At 72.2% G+C, this 15,213-nt stretch carries 14 protein-coding genes; 9 read left to right on the forward strand and 5 right to left on the reverse strand.

Annotated features, from left to right (window positions below):
- Positions 1-28 precede the first annotated feature (28 nt).
- The 4 genes from deoC (at position 29) to GTY96_RS21850 (ending at position 3,767) form a co-directional block, all read left to right on the forward strand.
- Positions 29-886: a deoxyribose-phosphate aldolase gene (deoC, locus tag GTY96_RS21835; protein ID WP_161665679.1), complete on the forward strand. Its 858-nt coding sequence runs from the start codon at positions 29-31 to the stop codon at positions 884-886.
- Between the two features lie 20 nt (positions 887-906).
- Positions 907-1,302 (forward strand): TraR/DksA family transcriptional regulator, encoded by a 396-nt coding sequence (locus GTY96_RS21840; protein WP_143900000.1) that lies wholly within the window; start codon positions 907-909, stop codon positions 1,300-1,302.
- Positions 1,303-1,332: 30 nt separating this feature from the next.
- Positions 1,333-3,060, forward strand: a complete 1,728-nt coding sequence (locus GTY96_RS21845; protein ID WP_143899998.1) for a phospho-sugar mutase — start codon at positions 1,333-1,335, stop codon at positions 3,058-3,060.
- Between the two features lie 68 nt (positions 3,061-3,128).
- Positions 3,129-3,767, forward strand: coding sequence for a hypothetical protein (locus tag GTY96_RS21850; protein WP_186001839.1), 639 nt, complete (start codon positions 3,129-3,131; stop codon positions 3,765-3,767).
- Positions 3,768-3,813: 46 nt separating this feature from the next.
- On the opposite strand, the gene GTY96_RS21855 is transcribed toward GTY96_RS21850, so the two are convergent.
- From GTY96_RS21855 to GTY96_RS21875, 5 genes are all read right to left on the reverse strand, one after another.
- Positions 3,814-4,986 (reverse strand): sensor histidine kinase, encoded by a 1,173-nt coding sequence (locus tag GTY96_RS21855; protein WP_161665680.1) that lies wholly within the window; start codon positions 4,984-4,986, stop codon positions 3,814-3,816.
- 357 nt (positions 4,987-5,343) lie between these two features.
- Positions 5,344-6,273: an ABC transporter permease gene (locus GTY96_RS21860; protein ID WP_143899994.1), complete on the reverse strand. Its 930-nt coding sequence runs from the start codon at positions 6,271-6,273 to the stop codon at positions 5,344-5,346.
- Positions 6,266-7,393, reverse strand: a complete 1,128-nt coding sequence (locus GTY96_RS21865) for an ABC transporter permease (protein ID WP_161665681.1) — start codon at positions 7,391-7,393, stop codon at positions 6,266-6,268. Before GTY96_RS21865 ends, GTY96_RS21860 begins: the two co-directional genes overlap by 8 nt.
- Entirely contained in the window at positions 7,386-9,002 is a 1,617-nt protein-coding gene (locus GTY96_RS21870) for an ABC transporter ATP-binding protein (RefSeq protein WP_161665682.1), read from the reverse strand. Before GTY96_RS21870 ends, GTY96_RS21865 begins: the two co-directional genes overlap by 8 nt.
- A 38-nt stretch (positions 9,003-9,040) precedes the next feature.
- Complete coding sequence (locus GTY96_RS21875) at positions 9,041-10,234, reverse strand: BMP family lipoprotein (RefSeq protein WP_143900527.1); 1,194 nt, start codon at positions 10,232-10,234, stop codon at positions 9,041-9,043.
- Between the two features lie 89 nt (positions 10,235-10,323).
- Here GTY96_RS21875 and GTY96_RS21880 point away from each other — a divergent pair, with 89 nt between their 5' ends.
- From GTY96_RS21880 to GTY96_RS21900, 5 genes are all read left to right on the forward strand, one after another.
- Positions 10,324-11,628 carry a thymidine phosphorylase gene (locus GTY96_RS21880; protein WP_161665683.1) on the forward strand — a complete coding sequence of 435 codons (1,305 nt, stop codon included), beginning with the start codon at positions 10,324-10,326 and terminating at the stop codon, positions 11,626-11,628.
- 34 nt (positions 11,629-11,662) lie between these two features.
- On the forward strand, positions 11,663-12,823 hold the full coding sequence (gene moeB / locus GTY96_RS21885) for a molybdopterin-synthase adenylyltransferase MoeB (protein ID WP_143899987.1): 1,161 nt from the start codon (positions 11,663-11,665) through the stop codon (positions 12,821-12,823).
- A 136-nt stretch (positions 12,824-12,959) separates the two neighbouring features.
- Positions 12,960-13,331: a PilZ domain-containing protein gene (locus tag GTY96_RS21890; protein ID WP_143899985.1), complete on the forward strand. Its 372-nt coding sequence runs from the start codon at positions 12,960-12,962 to the stop codon at positions 13,329-13,331.
- Positions 13,332-13,389: 58 nt separating this feature from the next.
- On the forward strand, positions 13,390-13,794 hold the full coding sequence (locus tag GTY96_RS21895) for a cytidine deaminase (protein WP_143899983.1): 405 nt from the start codon (positions 13,390-13,392) through the stop codon (positions 13,792-13,794).
- Between the two features lie 11 nt (positions 13,795-13,805).
- Positions 13,806-15,140, forward strand: a complete 1,335-nt coding sequence (locus GTY96_RS21900; protein WP_143899980.1) for a 5'-deoxyadenosine deaminase — start codon at positions 13,806-13,808, stop codon at positions 15,138-15,140.
- Positions 15,141-15,213: the final 73 nt, after the last annotated feature.

Below are 15,213 nucleotides of genomic sequence, written 5' to 3' on the forward strand. Positions count from 1 at the left end.
GGACCCGGGACTGGGTTATGGGGCCCCCATGCCGTCCGACGCCGATGCCGTCATCCCCGTCCTGGAAGCGCTGCTCGACCAGGCCCGTCTCCGTCTGAACGCCTGGAAGGTCCCGCAGGAGTCGGTGCCCGCGCCCGCCGCCGCGCTGAACGCCGAACCGCCGCGCACGCCCGGGGTGCAGACCGCCACCGCGCGCGTCGACCCCGCGTCCATCCTGAAGGCCACGGACCTGGCGCGGTACATCGACCACACCCTGCTCAAGCCCGAGGCGCGCGCGGAGGACGTGGTGCGCGTGGCCGAGGAGGCCCGCCAGTACGGCTTCGCCACCGTGTGCGTGAACAGCTGCCACGTCGCCACCGCGGCGCGGGTGCTGGCCGGCGCGTCCGCCGTCCCCATCGCCGTGGTGGGCTTCCCCCTGGGCGCCATGCTGCCGTCCGCGAAGGCCTTCGAGGCGCGCGAGGCCATCCGCGCCGGGGCGCGCGAAATCGACATGGTGCTCAACCTGGGGGCGCTCAAGGCGCACGACTACCAGCGCGTGCACCAGGACATCGCCGCGGTGGTGGAGGCCAGCCACCCCATCCCGGTGAAGGTCATCCTGGAGACGGGCCACCTCACCGACGAGGAGAAGGTCGTCGCCTGCGCGCTGTCCAAGGCCGCGGGCGCGGCGTTCGTGAAGACGTCCACCGGCTTCGGGCCCGGCGGCGCCACGGTGAAGGACATCGAGCTGATGCGCGCGGTGGTGGGGGACGAGGTGGGCGTGAAGGCCTCTGGCGGGGTGCGCTCGGCGGAGGACGCCATCAAGCTGCTGCGCGCGGGGGCCAACCGCCTGGGCGCGTCCGCGTCCGTGGCCATCGTCACCGGGCAGATCTCCACCGCGCAGTACTGACCCCTCCTGGAGCACGCACCGTGACCCCGAAGCAGCGAGAGGACTTCCTCCAGCAGTTGCTCGCGCTCCACGCGGAGCTGACCGGGAAGACGCCCCTGCGCATCGAGCCCAACCGCACCGACGAGACGCGCGTCGGCGGCGACGAGGACGAGCAGCCTCTCAATGAAATGATGCAGGCCATCGCCTCCAGCCGGAACCGCAACACCGACGGCACGCTGGCGCGCGTGGTGAAGGCCCTGGGCAAGCTGCGCGAGGACCCGGACTCCTTCGGCGAGTGCGAGGAGTGCGGCGACGACATTCCCATGGGCCGCCTGAAGGCCATGCCCTACGCGGAGTTCTGCGTCGCGTGCCAGAACAACAAGGACGGGCCCAAAGGCCCGGTGCGCCGCAAGCACCTCACGGATTACAAAGGCTGAACCCCCCTTTTCAAGACGAGGCAACGCGCGATGGACACCACCGGACTCAGGGAGCGGGCGGAGGCCTGGCGCAGGGCGGATCCAGACCCGGAGACGCAGGCGGAGCTGGCCCAGGTGCTCGCGACGTCGGACTGGGCGGACCTGGCGGACCGCTTCGCCCAGGACCTGGAGTTTGGCACCGCGGGCCTGCGAGGCGTGCTGGGCGCCGGCCCCAACCGGATGAACCGCGCCGTCGTGCGCCGCACCACGGCGGGCCTCGCGCGCTACCTCAAGGCCACCGTGCCGGACGTCACCACGCGCGGCGTGGTGGTGGGCCGTGACGCGCGCCGGCTGAGCCGTGAGCTGGCGGAGGACACCGCCGCCGTGTTCGTGGCGGAGGGCATCCCCGCGCACGTCTTCCCGGAGCCGGTGCCCACGCCCGTCACCGCCTTCGCCGTGCTGCACCTCAACGCCGCCGCCGCGGTGATGGTGACCGCCAGCCACAACCCGCCGGAGTACAACGGCTACAAGGTCTACTGGGGCAACGGCGCGCAGATCGTCCCGCCGCAGGACGTGGGCATCGCGGACGCCATCGCGAAGGTGGAGCCCGCGAACCAGGTCCCGCTGCTGACGCCCGCGGAGGGCCGCGCGAAGGGGCTGTGGCGCGACCTGCCGGAGGACGTGGGCAACGCCTACCTGCGCGCCATCCTGGACCTGCGCCTGTACCGCAAGGGCAGCGACACGCTGTCCGTCGTCTACACCGCGATGCACGGCGTGGGCGGCGCGTGGGCGGTGCTGGCGCTCAAGGAGGCGGGCTTCCCCCGCGTGACGCCGGTGGCCGAGCAGCAGGAGCCGGACGGCCGCTTCCCCACGGTGCGCTTCCCCAACCCGGAGGAGCCGGGCGCCATGGACCTGTCGCTCGCCACCGCCGAGCGCGTGAAGGCGGACCTGGTGCTCGCCAACGACCCGGACGCGGACCGGCTGGCCGTGATGGCGCGCGATGCGTCCGGCAAGCTGCGCCTGCTCACCGGCAACGAGGTGGGCGTGCTCCTGGGCCACTACGTGCTCACGCAGGGGACGAAGCGCGCGCGTCCGCACGTCGTCACCACCATCGTGTCGTCCACGCAGTTGGGTGAAATCGCGCGCGGGCTGGACGCCGCGTACGACGAGGTCCTCACCGGCTTCAAGTGGATCGCCAACCGCGCGCTGGAGCGCACGCGGAGCGAAGGCACGCAGTTCGTCTTCGGCTACGAGGAGGCGCTGGGCTACACCGTGGGCACCGCCACGCGCGACAAGGACGGCGTGGGCGCGGCGCTGGTCGTCGCGGACATGGCCGCGTGGTGCGAGTCGCGCGGCACCACCGTGCTGGGCTACCTGGAGGAGATCCAGCGCCGCTTCGGCCTGCACGTGGGCGCCCAGCGCAACGTGACGCTCCCCGGCGCCGCCGGCGCGCAGACCATCCGCGCCATCATGGAGGCCTTCCGCGCCTCGCCGCCCCCGCGGATTGGCGGCACCCCCGTGAGCGCCGTGCGCGACTACCAGAAGGGCGAGGGCGGCCTGCCTCCCTCCAACGTCGTCGCCTTCGCGCTGGAGGGCGGCGGGCGCGTCACCCTGCGCCCCTCCGGCACCGAGCCGAAGATCAAATACTACTTCGAGCACAAGGAGACGCCCGCCCCCGGGGAGCCGCTCCCCCAGGCCCGCCAGCGCGCCGAGGCCCGGCTGTCCGCCCTCATCGACGCCTTCCTCGCCCTGGCCCGCGAGCGCGGTCAGCCCGCCTGAGTCCTGAATCACCCTTCAACCCCGGGCCGCGTCTCCTCCCGTCGTGGCCCATCGCAGAAAGGAACCGCGTGAAGCGCTTCATTCCTGGTTTCCTCCTGGCCGTCCTGCTGGCCGTTCCCGGCACCGCGATGGCGCGTGGCCAGGGCTGGTCCCTGCTGGCCGCGGACACGCTGGGCTCCGGCCGCAACATGTTCAGCGCGCAGATTGGCTTCCCGGGCCTGACGCTGGGCCTGCTGCACGGGGGCTCGGACAACGTCGATATCGGCGGCAAGTTCAGCTTCAACTGGGGCCGCGAGGGCCTGGTGGACGCCTCCGACGAGGGCATCAAGCTCCAGGGCTGGCTGCGGGTGATGATCGCCCGGACGGACAAGGTGGCCATGGCCATCACCTTCCAGCCCGGTCCGTTCCTCTACTTCCCCCGCGGCAACACCCTCTTCGGCATGGCGCTGCCGGTGGCGTTCGTGGTGGGCATCCCCGTGGGCAGCGCGCTGATGATCAACGCGGGCCTCGACGTGCCGTTCAACGTCTACATCGGCGAGGGCATCGGGCCGGTCATCCCCATCCTCTTCGGAGGCGGCCTGGAGTACTTCGTGAGCAACAACTTCAACGTGAACTTCAACCTGCGGCTGGGGCCCTCCATCGTCCCGCGCTTCGACGACAGCTACTTCACGATGGAAGCCCTGGCGGGCGTGGCCTACCGCTTCTAGCGCTCCGGCGCGGGCGGGGAGTCGCCTCCCGCCCGTGCCCCCGGCTTCACCAGGAGGACGTCTGCTCGGGCAGCTCCACCGTGAAGGTGCTGCCCAGGTTGACGCGGCTCTTCACCGTCAGCTTGCCGCCCAGGCTCTCCACCAGGGTGCGCGCCACCGTGAGGCCCAGGCCCACGCTCTTCTCCGGGGCCTTCGTCGTGTAGTACGGCGCGAAGATGGCCTGCAGCTCGCCCTCGAAGATGCCGATGCCGGTGTCCTTCACGAACAGCTGCGGCCCGAAGTCACCGAACATGTCCGGCAGCTCCACGCCCACCTGCACCACGCGCGGCCGGTCCTGCACGTCCTCCACCGCGTCCACCGCGTTGCAGACGAGCTCCGCCACCACCTGCTCCAGCTGACGGCGGTTGAACACCACCGCGATGGGGTCCTCCGGCAGCACCACGCGCACGTCCGCGCGGCCCAGGCGGTGGTTGGCGCGCAGCCGCGCCACCACCTCCGGCACCACCTCGCGCAGGTCGAAGCGCTGGATGTCCTTGGGGTTGGTGGGGCCCAGGGACAGCAGGTGCTGGCCGTGCAGGCGCATCTGCTCCCCGGCCACGCCCAGCTTGAGCAGCTCCTCCGGATCCGGCGGCAGGCCCAGGGCCGCGCGGGCGCGCACGTGCTCCAGCGCCCGCTGGAGGCCCACGCCCAGCTGGTCCATCTGCGTCGCCAGGTCCGCGGCGAGCGTGCCCACGCGCGCCAGGCGCTCCATGCGCACCCAGCGCGTGCGCGGATCCTGGAGCACTTCCGAGAGGCCGCCCTGCTCGCGGTGCGCCTTGAGCTCCAGCAGCGTGTGGACGCGCACCTTCAGCTCCAGCGGGTCCAGCGGTTCGGTCGTCAGCAAGTCGTCCACACCTGCCTCCATCACCTCGCGGCGCGTCTGCCGGTCCGCGGAGGGCGTGAGCATGAGGATGGGGAGCTGCGGCGGGGCCAGCTCCTCGCGGAAGCGCCGGTACGCGGCGAGGCCCACCGTGCGGGCCCGCTCCACGTCCAGCAGCACCAGGTCCGCGGAGTGGCGCGACACCGCCTCCAGCGCGGCCGTCGTCCCGCGCGCGGGCAGCACGTCGTAGCCCGCGGGCGTCAGGATGGAGCGCACCCGCTCCACGCTGCCGGATTCCACGTCCACCGCGAGCACGCGCGGACGAGCGTGGGACGTCGAGCCTGTTCCCGTCGTCTCCATGTCACCCCACCCCGGCCTGGAAACCGGGACCGCCCACGCCCGGAGGCGTCAGCGGGTGCCCGGGGGAGTGCGCCGCCCAACCGCGGAGGCCCACGTGCTGCGCCTGCTCGCTGTCCGGTACGCAATCCGACATGGGCGCACTCTCTTGCCAGCGGCATGCCGGACGTCCACCAGACGGCAGATCAGCCCACACTGGAAATACCGGAAATGCGATCCAATAAGGTCAGGGGGTTGGCGGCCCCCTTCGCCATGACCTGACGCATCAGGACAGGTGGACGCTTCAGATTTGACGAGTCGGTCTTGACCAAAAGTGGATCCAGACCCGGGTGTTTATCTACCCACTCGCTCTGAAAGCGCTCAGCGGGACTCCTGCTCGTAGGGGGTGCCGAGCGCGGCGGGGGCGTGGCCGCGCTGGCCCTGGAGCGCCAGGACGAGGAGGGTCAGCAGGTAGGGCAGGGCGAGGAGGAAGCCCTGGGGTACCAGGTCGAGGAGCCAGGGCGCGCTGGAGGCCAGTCCGATCCTCAGGGCGTTGCCGAAGGCGAAGAAGAGGGCGGCGGCGAAGGCGCCCAGGGGCGTCCAGCGGCCGAACACCATGGCGGCCAGGGCCATGAAGCCCAGGCCCGCGGGGGTGTGCTGCTCGAAGCGGTCCAGGACGGCGGTGGAGAGCACCGCGCCTCCCAGGCCCGCCATCAGCCCGCCGCCCAGCACCGCGCCCCAGCGCAGGGCTGCCACGGACAGGCCCAGGGTGGCCACCGCGTGCGGCTTGTCGCCCACGGCGCGCAGCCGCAGGCCCAGGGGCGTGCGCGACAGGAGCAGGTGGAAGAGGAAGGGCAGGGTGAGCGCCAGGTACGTGGGCGCCGCGTGGCCCGACAGCGCGCCCAGGAGCGGCACGTGGGACAGGCCCGGGACGTTCCAGCGGGACAGCTGGGTGATGGCGGGCGTGCCGTTGGGGCCGAAGAGGGACTCCAGGAGGAAGGTGCCTCCCGCCATGGCCACCAGGTTGAGCGCCATGCTGGAGACGACCTGGTCGGAGCGCCAGCGGATGCTGAGGAAGCCGTGCACCGCCGCGATCGCCGCGCCCGCGGCCATGCCCACGAGCACCGCGAGCGGCGTGGGCATGGCGAGCGCCGCCACGGCCGCGCAGAAGGCGCCCGTGCGCATCATGCCCTCCACGCCCACGCTCACCACGCCGGCGCGCTCGGAGAGCATGGCGCCCAGCGCGGCGAACACCAGCGCGGGGGCCGCGTCCAGGGTGGAGAAGAGGAGCGAGTGCAGGACCTCAAGCACGGGGCACCTCCACCTGGGGTCGCGCCTGGGCCAGGGCGCGCTTCTGGCGCCGCTCCAGCAGCGCGAGCCACACCATGCGGCCCGCGACGAAGAGCAGCGCGAAGCCCTGGATGAGCTCCGGGAAGCTCTTGTGCACGCCCAGCAGCTGCATACGGGTGCCCCCCGCGCGCAGGATGCCGAAGAAGGCCGCGGCCAGGGCCGTGCCCAGCGGGTGACTGTTGCCGATGAGCGCGATGGCGATGCCGTCGAAGCCGTAGGGCGCGCCCAGCGAGCCCGGATAGCGTCCCTCCGTGCCCAGCACCAGCACCGCGCCGGCGAGCCCCGCCATCGCGCCGGCGAGCGCCATGGCCCCACCCGCGCGCCACAGCGTGGGGATGCCCGCCGCGCGGGCCGCCTCTGGCGTGAGGCCCACCGCGCGCGTCTCGTAGCCGGAGCGCGTGCGCGCGAGCCACACCCAGACGCCCAGGGCGGCGGCCAGGGCCAGCGGGAAGCCCAGGTTGAGGCGCGAGCCGTCGCCCAGCAGCCGGGGCAGCTGCGCGGTGGGGAGGATCTCCGCGGTGCCGGTGATGGACGACGCGCCCTCGGCCACGGCGCGCAGCGGCCCGATGACGAGCCAGTTGTCCACCAGGCTCACCGCCACCCAGTTGAGCATGATGGTGGAGATGACCTCGTGCACGCCGCGCTTGAGCTTGAGCACGCCGGCGATGCTCGACCAGACCGCGCCCGCCGCGGCGGCGGCGAGGAGCGCCAGCGGCACGTGCAGCACGGCGGGCAGCGACACGTGCGCGCCGACGAGCGCCGCGGCCAGCGCGCCCCAGATCATCTGCCCCTGCGCGCCGATGTTGAACAGCCCCACCTTGAAGGCCACCGCCACGGACAGGCCGGTGAGGGTGAGCAGCGCCGCCTTCATCGCGGCCTCGCCCAGGGGGCGCAGCACGGTGTTGGCGCTGCCTCCGTCCAGGAAGGCGGGCCAGTTGCCCACGCCGCCCCAGAGCATCTGGAGGTAGGCGCGCGTGGCGGTGTCCGCGTCGCGCGTGAGGGCGATGGCCAGCCAGCACACCGCGAGCGCCAGCAGCACGGAGAGCACCGACGGCAGCGCCTGCCGCGCCCGCTCACCCATGGCTCGACTCCGCGCCCAGCATGCGGCGGCCCAGCTCGCGCTCGTCCAGGTCCTGGCGCGGGAAGTGTCCCGTCACGCGCCCCTCGTAGAGGACGTAGACGCGGTCCGACAGGGCCAGCACCTCCTCCAGGTCCAGCGACACCATCACCACTCCCGCGCCCCGGGCCTTCGCCTCGCGAAGGCGCTCGTGCACCTGGGCCACCGCGCCAATGTCCAGCCCGCGCGTGGGCTGCACCACGACGAGCAGCCGGGGATCCGCGTCCAGCTCGCGCGCCACCACGACCTTCTGCTGGTTGCCGCCGGACAACCGCTGGAGCGCCAGGGTCGGGTCGGGCGGACGCACGTCGTAGGCCGCCAGCAGCTCGTCCGTGCGCTCGCGGCGGCCCTGGAAGTCCACCCAGGGCCCTCGCGCGAAGGGCGGCTGGCGGTGCCGGCCCAGCGCCACGTTCTCCTCCACCGTCATCGCCTTCACCACGGCGCGCGCCAACCGGTCCTCCGGAACGTGGCCCACGCCTCGCGCCTTCGCCAGCGCCGGGGTGAGCCCCGCGAGGGGCGCGCCCAGCAGCGTGCCCTCTCCGCCCTCCAGGGCGCGCAGCCCGGTGAGCACCTCGGCCAGCTCGCGCTGCCCGTTGCCGTCCACGCCGGCGATGCCGACGATCTCGCCTGCCCGCACGGTGAGGCTCACGCCCTGGAGCGCGGGCCGGCCGTTGCCGCCCTTCGCCCGCAGGTCCTTCACGTCCAGCACGACGGGGCCCACCCCCGCGTCCTTCGGCGCGGGGGCGGCGGCCAGGGCCGCGCCGGGGGCGTGGCTCGCGGTGGGGGCCCGCATGTCCATCGCGCCCAGGGACCCCGTTCCCGCCAGGTGCGCGCCCGCGCCCGCGGCGTCCAGCACGGCGGGGACCTGCGTGGCGGGCACGCCGGTCAGCGCGGCGCTTCGCGCTCCCTCGCCCACCATCAGCGCGGCCAGCGCGGAGACGGTGGTGTCGGCGGCCCGGACCTCCGCCACGGTGCGGCCCCGGCGCATCACCACCACGCGGTCCGCCACGCCCAGCACCTCCTTGAGCTTGTGGCTGATCAACACCACCGTGCGCCCCTGGGCGACCAGCCCGCGCATCACCTGCGACAGCTCGTCGGACTCCTGCGGGGTGAGCACGGCGGTGGGTTCATCCAGGATGAGCACCTGCGCGCCCCGGTGCAGCGCCTTGATGATCTCCACCTTCTGCTGGGAGCCCACCGTGAGCGTGTCCACGCGCGCCCGGGGCTCCAACTGGAAGCCGAAGCGCTTCGCCGTGGCCGCCACCTCGTCACAGGCCCGGTCCAGGTCCAAGAGGCCGTGCTTCGTGGGCTCGCGGCCCAGCACCACGTTCTCCGCCACGGTCAGCGTGGGCACCAGCATGAAGTGCTGGTGCACCATGCCGATGCCGCGCGCGATGGCGTCGCGCGGGCTCTTGAAGCGCACCGGCTGCCCGTCCATCCGGAACGTGCCCGCGTCCGGATGGTAGAGCCCGTAGAGCACGTTCATCAGGCTGGACTTGCCCGCGCCGTTCTCGCCCACCACGGCGAGCAGTTCCCCCGGGGCGATGTCCAGCGACGCGTCCTCCAGGGACACGCACGACCCGAAGCGCTTCGCGATGTGTTGGAGGGAGATCAGGGCCGCGCGACCTGGAAGGAGGCCAGCTCCGCCTGCGTCCCCGGCACCGTGAGCTTCCCGGCCAGGATGTCCTGGCGCAGCGCCTCCACCTTCTGGAGCACCTCCGCCTTGCCGGGGAACTCCACGCGCACGTCCGCCATGCCCACGCCGCTCTCCTTGAGGCCCAGCACCTGCTCGCCCGCCGTCAGCTTGCCGTCCACCAGGTCCTTCGCCGCCTGGTACACCGCCAGGTCGCTGTGCTTCACCATCGACGTGAGGATCGCCTCCGGCGCCAGGTGGGACTGATCCGAATCCACGCCAATGGCGAACACCGACTTGCCCGCCGCGCGCGCCTCCTTCACCGCCTGGATGACGCCCAGGCCGTCCGTGCCCGCCGCGTGGAAGATGACGTCCGCGCCCTTGGCGATGAGGTCCTGCGCCACTTCCTTCCCCGCCGACACGCTGTTGAAGCTGCCGGTGTAGACGCCCATCAGCGCGTCCGCCGCCTTCGGGTTGGTGGTGCGCACGCCCGCGCGGTAGCCCACGTCGAAGCGCTTGATGAGGGGCACCTCGATGCCGCCCACGAAGCCCACCTTGTTCGTCTTCGTCACCAGCCCCGCCAGCGCGCCCACGAGGAAGCTGCCCTCCTGCTCCTTGAAGAGCACCGTGCGCACGTTGGGCAGCGACTTCGGCTTGCCCTGCGCGTCCAGTAGCTGACTGTCGATGAGCAGGAACTTCGCCTCCGGGTTCTCCGTGGCCACGTCGCGCACCGCGTTGGCCAGCAGGTACCCGTTGCCGATGGTCAGCTTCGCCCCTTGCTCCACGAGCAACTGGAGATTGGGGGCGTAGTCCTCCTGCGCCTTGCTCTGGAGCACCAGCGGCTGCACCGGCAGCGGCTTCACTTCAGGTGCGAGCGACGCCAGGTCGGAGGAGATGGACTGACGCACTTCGCCAGAAGGGGCGTCCACGTAGCGGCCCCCCTCGTAGCGCTTGCCCGCGGCCCACAGCTCCAGGCCCCGCAGGGAGGCGTCGTTGAAGGAGTGGTCCCCCCGGCCCCCCACGTCGATGACGAGCCCCACGACGACCGGCTTTCCCTCGGGCGGCTTCGCGGCGGTGGCCGCTGGAGTCGGGGCCTTGGGGACTTCCTCGGACTTCTTGGAACAGGCGCACAGCAACGCGGCGAGTGCGAGCACGTGGAGTCGGTGGAGCATCATGGGCCCTGCTATCTATCAGATGCGGCTGGGGCTTTCCCTTTCCTGGGAGTGCATCAGGAGGGGACTTCCTGCTATGGCCTTGTCCCGTGCAACCCTACGAGCTCATCAAGGCCAAGCGCGACGGCGGCAGGCTGGACCCGTCGGACATCGAGGCGTTCATCCAGGCGTACACCGCCGGCACCGTGGCGGACTACCAGATGGCCGCCATGTGCATGGCCATCTTCTTCAAGGGGCTGGACTCGCGGGAGCTGGGGGCGTGGGCGCGCGCCATGCTCAACTCCGGCGAGGTCCTGGACCTCTCCGACACGCCGGCCATCAAGGTGGACAAGCACTCCACGGGCGGCGTGGGCGACAAGGTGTCGCTGAGCCTGGCGCCCCTGGCGGCGGCCTGCGGCGTGCCGGTGCCCATGATTTCCGGACGGGGCCTGGGTCACACCGGCGGCACCCTGGACAAGCTGGAGTCCATCCCCGGCTTCCGCGTGGACCTGTCCACGGAGCGCTACCGCCAGCTGGTGCGCGAGGTGGGCTGCTGCCTCATCGGCCAGACGGCCCAGGTGGCCCCGGCGGACAAGAAGCTCTACGCGCTGCGCGACGTGACGGCGACGGTGGACTGCATCCCGCTCATCGCGTCGTCCATCATGAGCAAGAAGCTGGCGGAGGGCATCGACGCGCTGGTGCTCGACGTGAAGGTCGGCAGCGGCGCCTTCATGAAGACGGCGGACGACGCGCGCGTGCTCGCCCGGACCATGATTGGCCTGGGCGCGGAGATGAACCGCAAGGTCGTGGCCCTGCTCACGGACATGGACCAGCCCCTGGGCCGCCAGGTGGGCAACGCCCTGGAGGTCCGCGAGGCCGTGGACATGCTCCGCGGCGAGGCGCCCGACGACTACACGGAGATCACCTACGCGCTGACCGCGGAGATGCTGGTGCTGGGCAAGAAGGCCGCCACCGTGGAGGAGGCGCGCGGGATGCTGCGCCGCTCCGTGGAGGACGGCAGCGCGCTCAAGAAGCTCAAGGAGATCGTCCGCTCGCAGGGCGGCGACCCGCGCTCCATCGACGACTACTCGCTGTTGCCCACCGCGAAGGCCACCACGGAGGTGGTCGCGCCGCGCGACGGCTTCGTCACCGGCATCCACACCGAGGGCGTGGGGCTGGCGGCGGTGGCGCTGGGCGCGGGGCGGCAGCGGGTGGACAGCCAGATCGACCCCGCCGTGGGCTTCACGCTGCTCAAGAAGGTGGGCGACGTGGTCAGGGAGGGCGAGCCCGTGGTGCAGGTGCACTACAACGACGCCGGCCCCGTGGACGACGTGCGGGCGCGGCTGCTCGCGGCCTACCGGTTTGGCGACCAGGCTCCCGCGGTCCGTCCCCTCGTGCTGGACCGGCTGGAGTAGTCGCGAGCGCCGCGTCCCGGCCCCCCTGCGCACCATGGCCCCCTCGTTCCGCGAGCTGCTGTCGGAGGTGAAGAAGGAGATCCACGAGGTCTCCCTCGAGCACGTCCGAGGCCTGTTGGACTCGGGCGCGAAGGTGAAGCTCATCGACGTGCGCGAGGCGGACGAATACGCCGGGGGCCGGCTCCCCGGCGCGGTGCACATCCCCCGGGGGTTCCTGGAGCTGCGCATCGAGGAGAAGGCGGACCGCGACGAGGAGCTCGTCCTCTACTGCGCGGGCGGCACCCGGTCCGCGCTCGCGGCCCGGACGCTGCGGGAGCTGGGCTACACGCGGGTGGCGTCGCTCGCGGGCGGCTACAACCGCTGGAGCGACGCGGCCCTCCCGGTGGAGAAGCCGGTCGTGCTCTCCCCGGACCAGAAGGAGCGCTACCGCCGCCACCTCATCCTCCCGGAGGTGGGCGAGGAGGGGCAGGCGCGGCTCCTGAAGTCGAAGGTGCTGCTGCTGGGCGCGGGCGGGCTGGGCTCTCCCGCGGCGCTCTACCTGGCCGCCGCGGGCGTGGGCACGCTGGGCGTGGTGGACGCGGACGTGGTGGACCTGAGCAACCTCCAGCGGCAGGTGCTGCACACGCTGGAGCGCCGGGGCCAGCCGAAGGTCCAGAGCGCGAAGGCCGCCCTCGAGGCGCTCAACCCGGACGTGAACGTGGTGCCCTTCCAGGAGCGGCTGACCTCCGCCAACGTGGAGCGCATCCTCGGGGACTTCGACCTGGTGCTGGACGGCGGGGACAACTTCCCCACGCGCTACCTGCTCAACGACGCGTGCGTGCTCCTGGGCAAGCCGAACGTCCATGGCTCCGTGTTCCGCTTCGAGGGACAGGTGACGACCTTCCTCCCGGGACAGGGGCCGTGCTACCGCTGCCTCTACCCCGCGCCTCCCCCTCCGGAGCTGGCGCCCTCGTGCGCGGAGGCCGGCGTGCTGGGCGTGCTGCCCGGGCTCATCGGGATGCTCCAGGCGACGGAGGCCCTCAAGCTGCTGCTGGGCGTGGGGGAGTCCCTGGCGGGGCGGCTGCTCACCTTCGACGCGCTGGGCACGCGCTTCCAGGAGCTCAAGCTGCGCAGGGATCCAGCGTGCCCGGTGTGCGCCCCAGGCGCGAAGGTGGAGCTCATCGACTACGAGCGGTTCTGCGCCACGGGGGCCTGAGGTCTCCCGGGATGCATTTTCAGGGGCAACGGTCTAGATGAGGCCGCGTATGATGCCGCCAGCCCAGACCCGGGGCGGTGGTGGAGCGCGACCCGGGGTCGGGCCTGAGAGCGGAAGCGGCAGGGAGACGACGGCGATGTCCGAGCAGAACGAGAACCAGGACACCAGGACGGGGGAGGACCGGCGTGACTCGCCCCGCGTCCCCATGCGTCTGAAGGTCCGGCGGCAGGGGGAAGAAAGCTACCTGGACCGCGCGGGGGACCTGTCCCTGGGCGGCGTGGGGTGGGTGGGTGAGGCGCTGGAGGCGGGCCAGGTCGTGGAGGTGCGCTTCGCGCTGCCTTCGCCCCTGGACGAGGTGCAGGTGCAGGGCGAGGTGCTGCCTCCCAAGCCCGGCATGACGGGCCCGGTGGTGCGCGTGCGGTTCCTGGATCTGCCGGTGGAGGTGGAGCTGGGCATCGCCCGGCACCTGGAGGCGCAGGTCAAGGACGAGCCCCGGAGCGCCTCCTAAGGCACGGGCTCCCGGATGGGACGGGCGCCCCCTGGGGCGTCCCGCGAAGGAGGGTGTCATGGCGGAGGAGATTCCCTGGGAGCGGCTGTTCGAGGAGGCCCTGCGGGTGCGTCAGCGCGCGCACGTGCCGTACTCGCGCTTTCCGGTGGGGGCCGCCGTGCTGTACGCGGACGGCTCGGTGGTGGCCGGCTGCAACGTGGAGAACGCCACCTACGGCCTCACGGTGTGCGCGGAGCGCGGCGCGTTCGTCGCGGGCGTGGCGCAGGGCCGTGAGAGGCCGGTGGCCGTGGCCATCGTCGTGGATACCCCGGAGCCCTGTCCCCCGTGCGGCATGTGCCGCCAGGTGATGGCGGAGTTCTCCGGGTCTGACCTTCCGGTGCGCAGCCGCACCCTCCGCGGGGAGGAGGCGCGCTACACGCTCGGTGAGCTGCTGCCGCACGCCTTCACCCGCGCCTTCCTCTAGGAATCTCTCGCGTGGACTTGCTCCTCACTGGCGCCACTGTCGTCACCATGAACCGCGACCGCGAGGTGCTGCCTCGCGCGGACGTGCTCGTGCAGGACGGGCGCATCGCGAAGGTGGGCCGGGGCCTGAAGGTGAAGGGCGCTCGCCGCGTCCTGGACCTCACCGGGCAGGTGGTGATGCCCGGCCTCATCCACGGCCACCTGCACGCCTGCCAGACGCTGTTCCGCGGCCACGCGGACAAGCGGGAGCTGCTGGACTGGCTGCGCGAGCGCATCTGGCCCATGGAGGCGGCGCACGACGCGGCGTCCCTGCGCGCCAGCGCGGACCTCACCTTCGCGGAGCTGATCCGCTCCGGCTCCACGGCGGCGCTCGACATGGGCACCGTGCACCACTACGACGCCGTCTTCGAGTCCGCGCGCGACAGCGGCTACCGGCTCGTCGGTGGCAAGGCGATGATGGACTCCGGCGCGGAGGTGCCCGCGGGCCTGCGGGAGACCACGGCGGACTCGCTGTCGGAGAGCCTGGCGCTGATGGCGCGCTGGCACGGCACCCACGACGACCGCCTCCGCTACGCGTTCGCGCCCCGCTTCGCCCTGTCCTGCACGCCGGAGCTCCTGCGCGAGGTGGGGCGGCTGTCGCGCGAGAAGGGCGTGCGGATCCACTCGCACGCCAGCGAGAACCGGACGGAGACGGACGTGGTCCGCCAGGTCACCGGCGAGGACAACGTCGCCTTCTTCCACGGGCTGGGCCTGACCGGGAAGCACGTCACGCTGGCCCACTGCGTCTGGGTGGAGGGCCGGGAGCAGGCGCTGCTGCGCGAGTCGGGCACGGTGGTGTGCCACTGCCCGGGCTCCAACCTGAAGCTCGCGTCGGGCTACGCGCGCGTGCCGGAGCTGCTGGCGGACGGCATCCCCGTGGCGCTGGGGGCGGACGGCGCCCCGTGCAACAACACGCTGGACCTGTTCCACGAGATGCGGCTCGCGTCCGTGCTGCACAACCCGCGCGTGGGCCCGGTGGCGATGACGCCCATGCACGTCCTGGAGATGGCCACGCTGCACGGCGCCCGCGCGCTGGGCCTGGAGGACGAGGTGGGGTCGGTGGAGGTCGGCAAGCGCGCGGACCTGACGGTGGTGGACACGCGCGGCTTCCACTTCTGCCCGCTGCCGGAGGACGTGACGGGGCCGCTGGTGTACTCGGCGCGCTCCACGGACGTGTCGCACGTGCTCATCGACGGCAAGCTGGTGCTGCGCGAGGGCGAGCTCACCACGATGGACGCCTCCGCGGTGCTCGCCAACGCCCAGACGCAGGCGCGCAAGCTCTTCGCCCGCGCGAAGCTGAAGGCCTAGGCCGTGTCTGATGGATGCAGGTGGCGCAGGTAGGAGAAGATGAGCGCCACCTGCACCAGGGCCAGGTAGTTGA

Source organism: Corallococcus silvisoli (genome assembly GCF_009909145.1).
GTDB lineage: Bacteria > Myxococcota > Myxococcia > Myxococcales > Myxococcaceae > Corallococcus > Corallococcus silvisoli.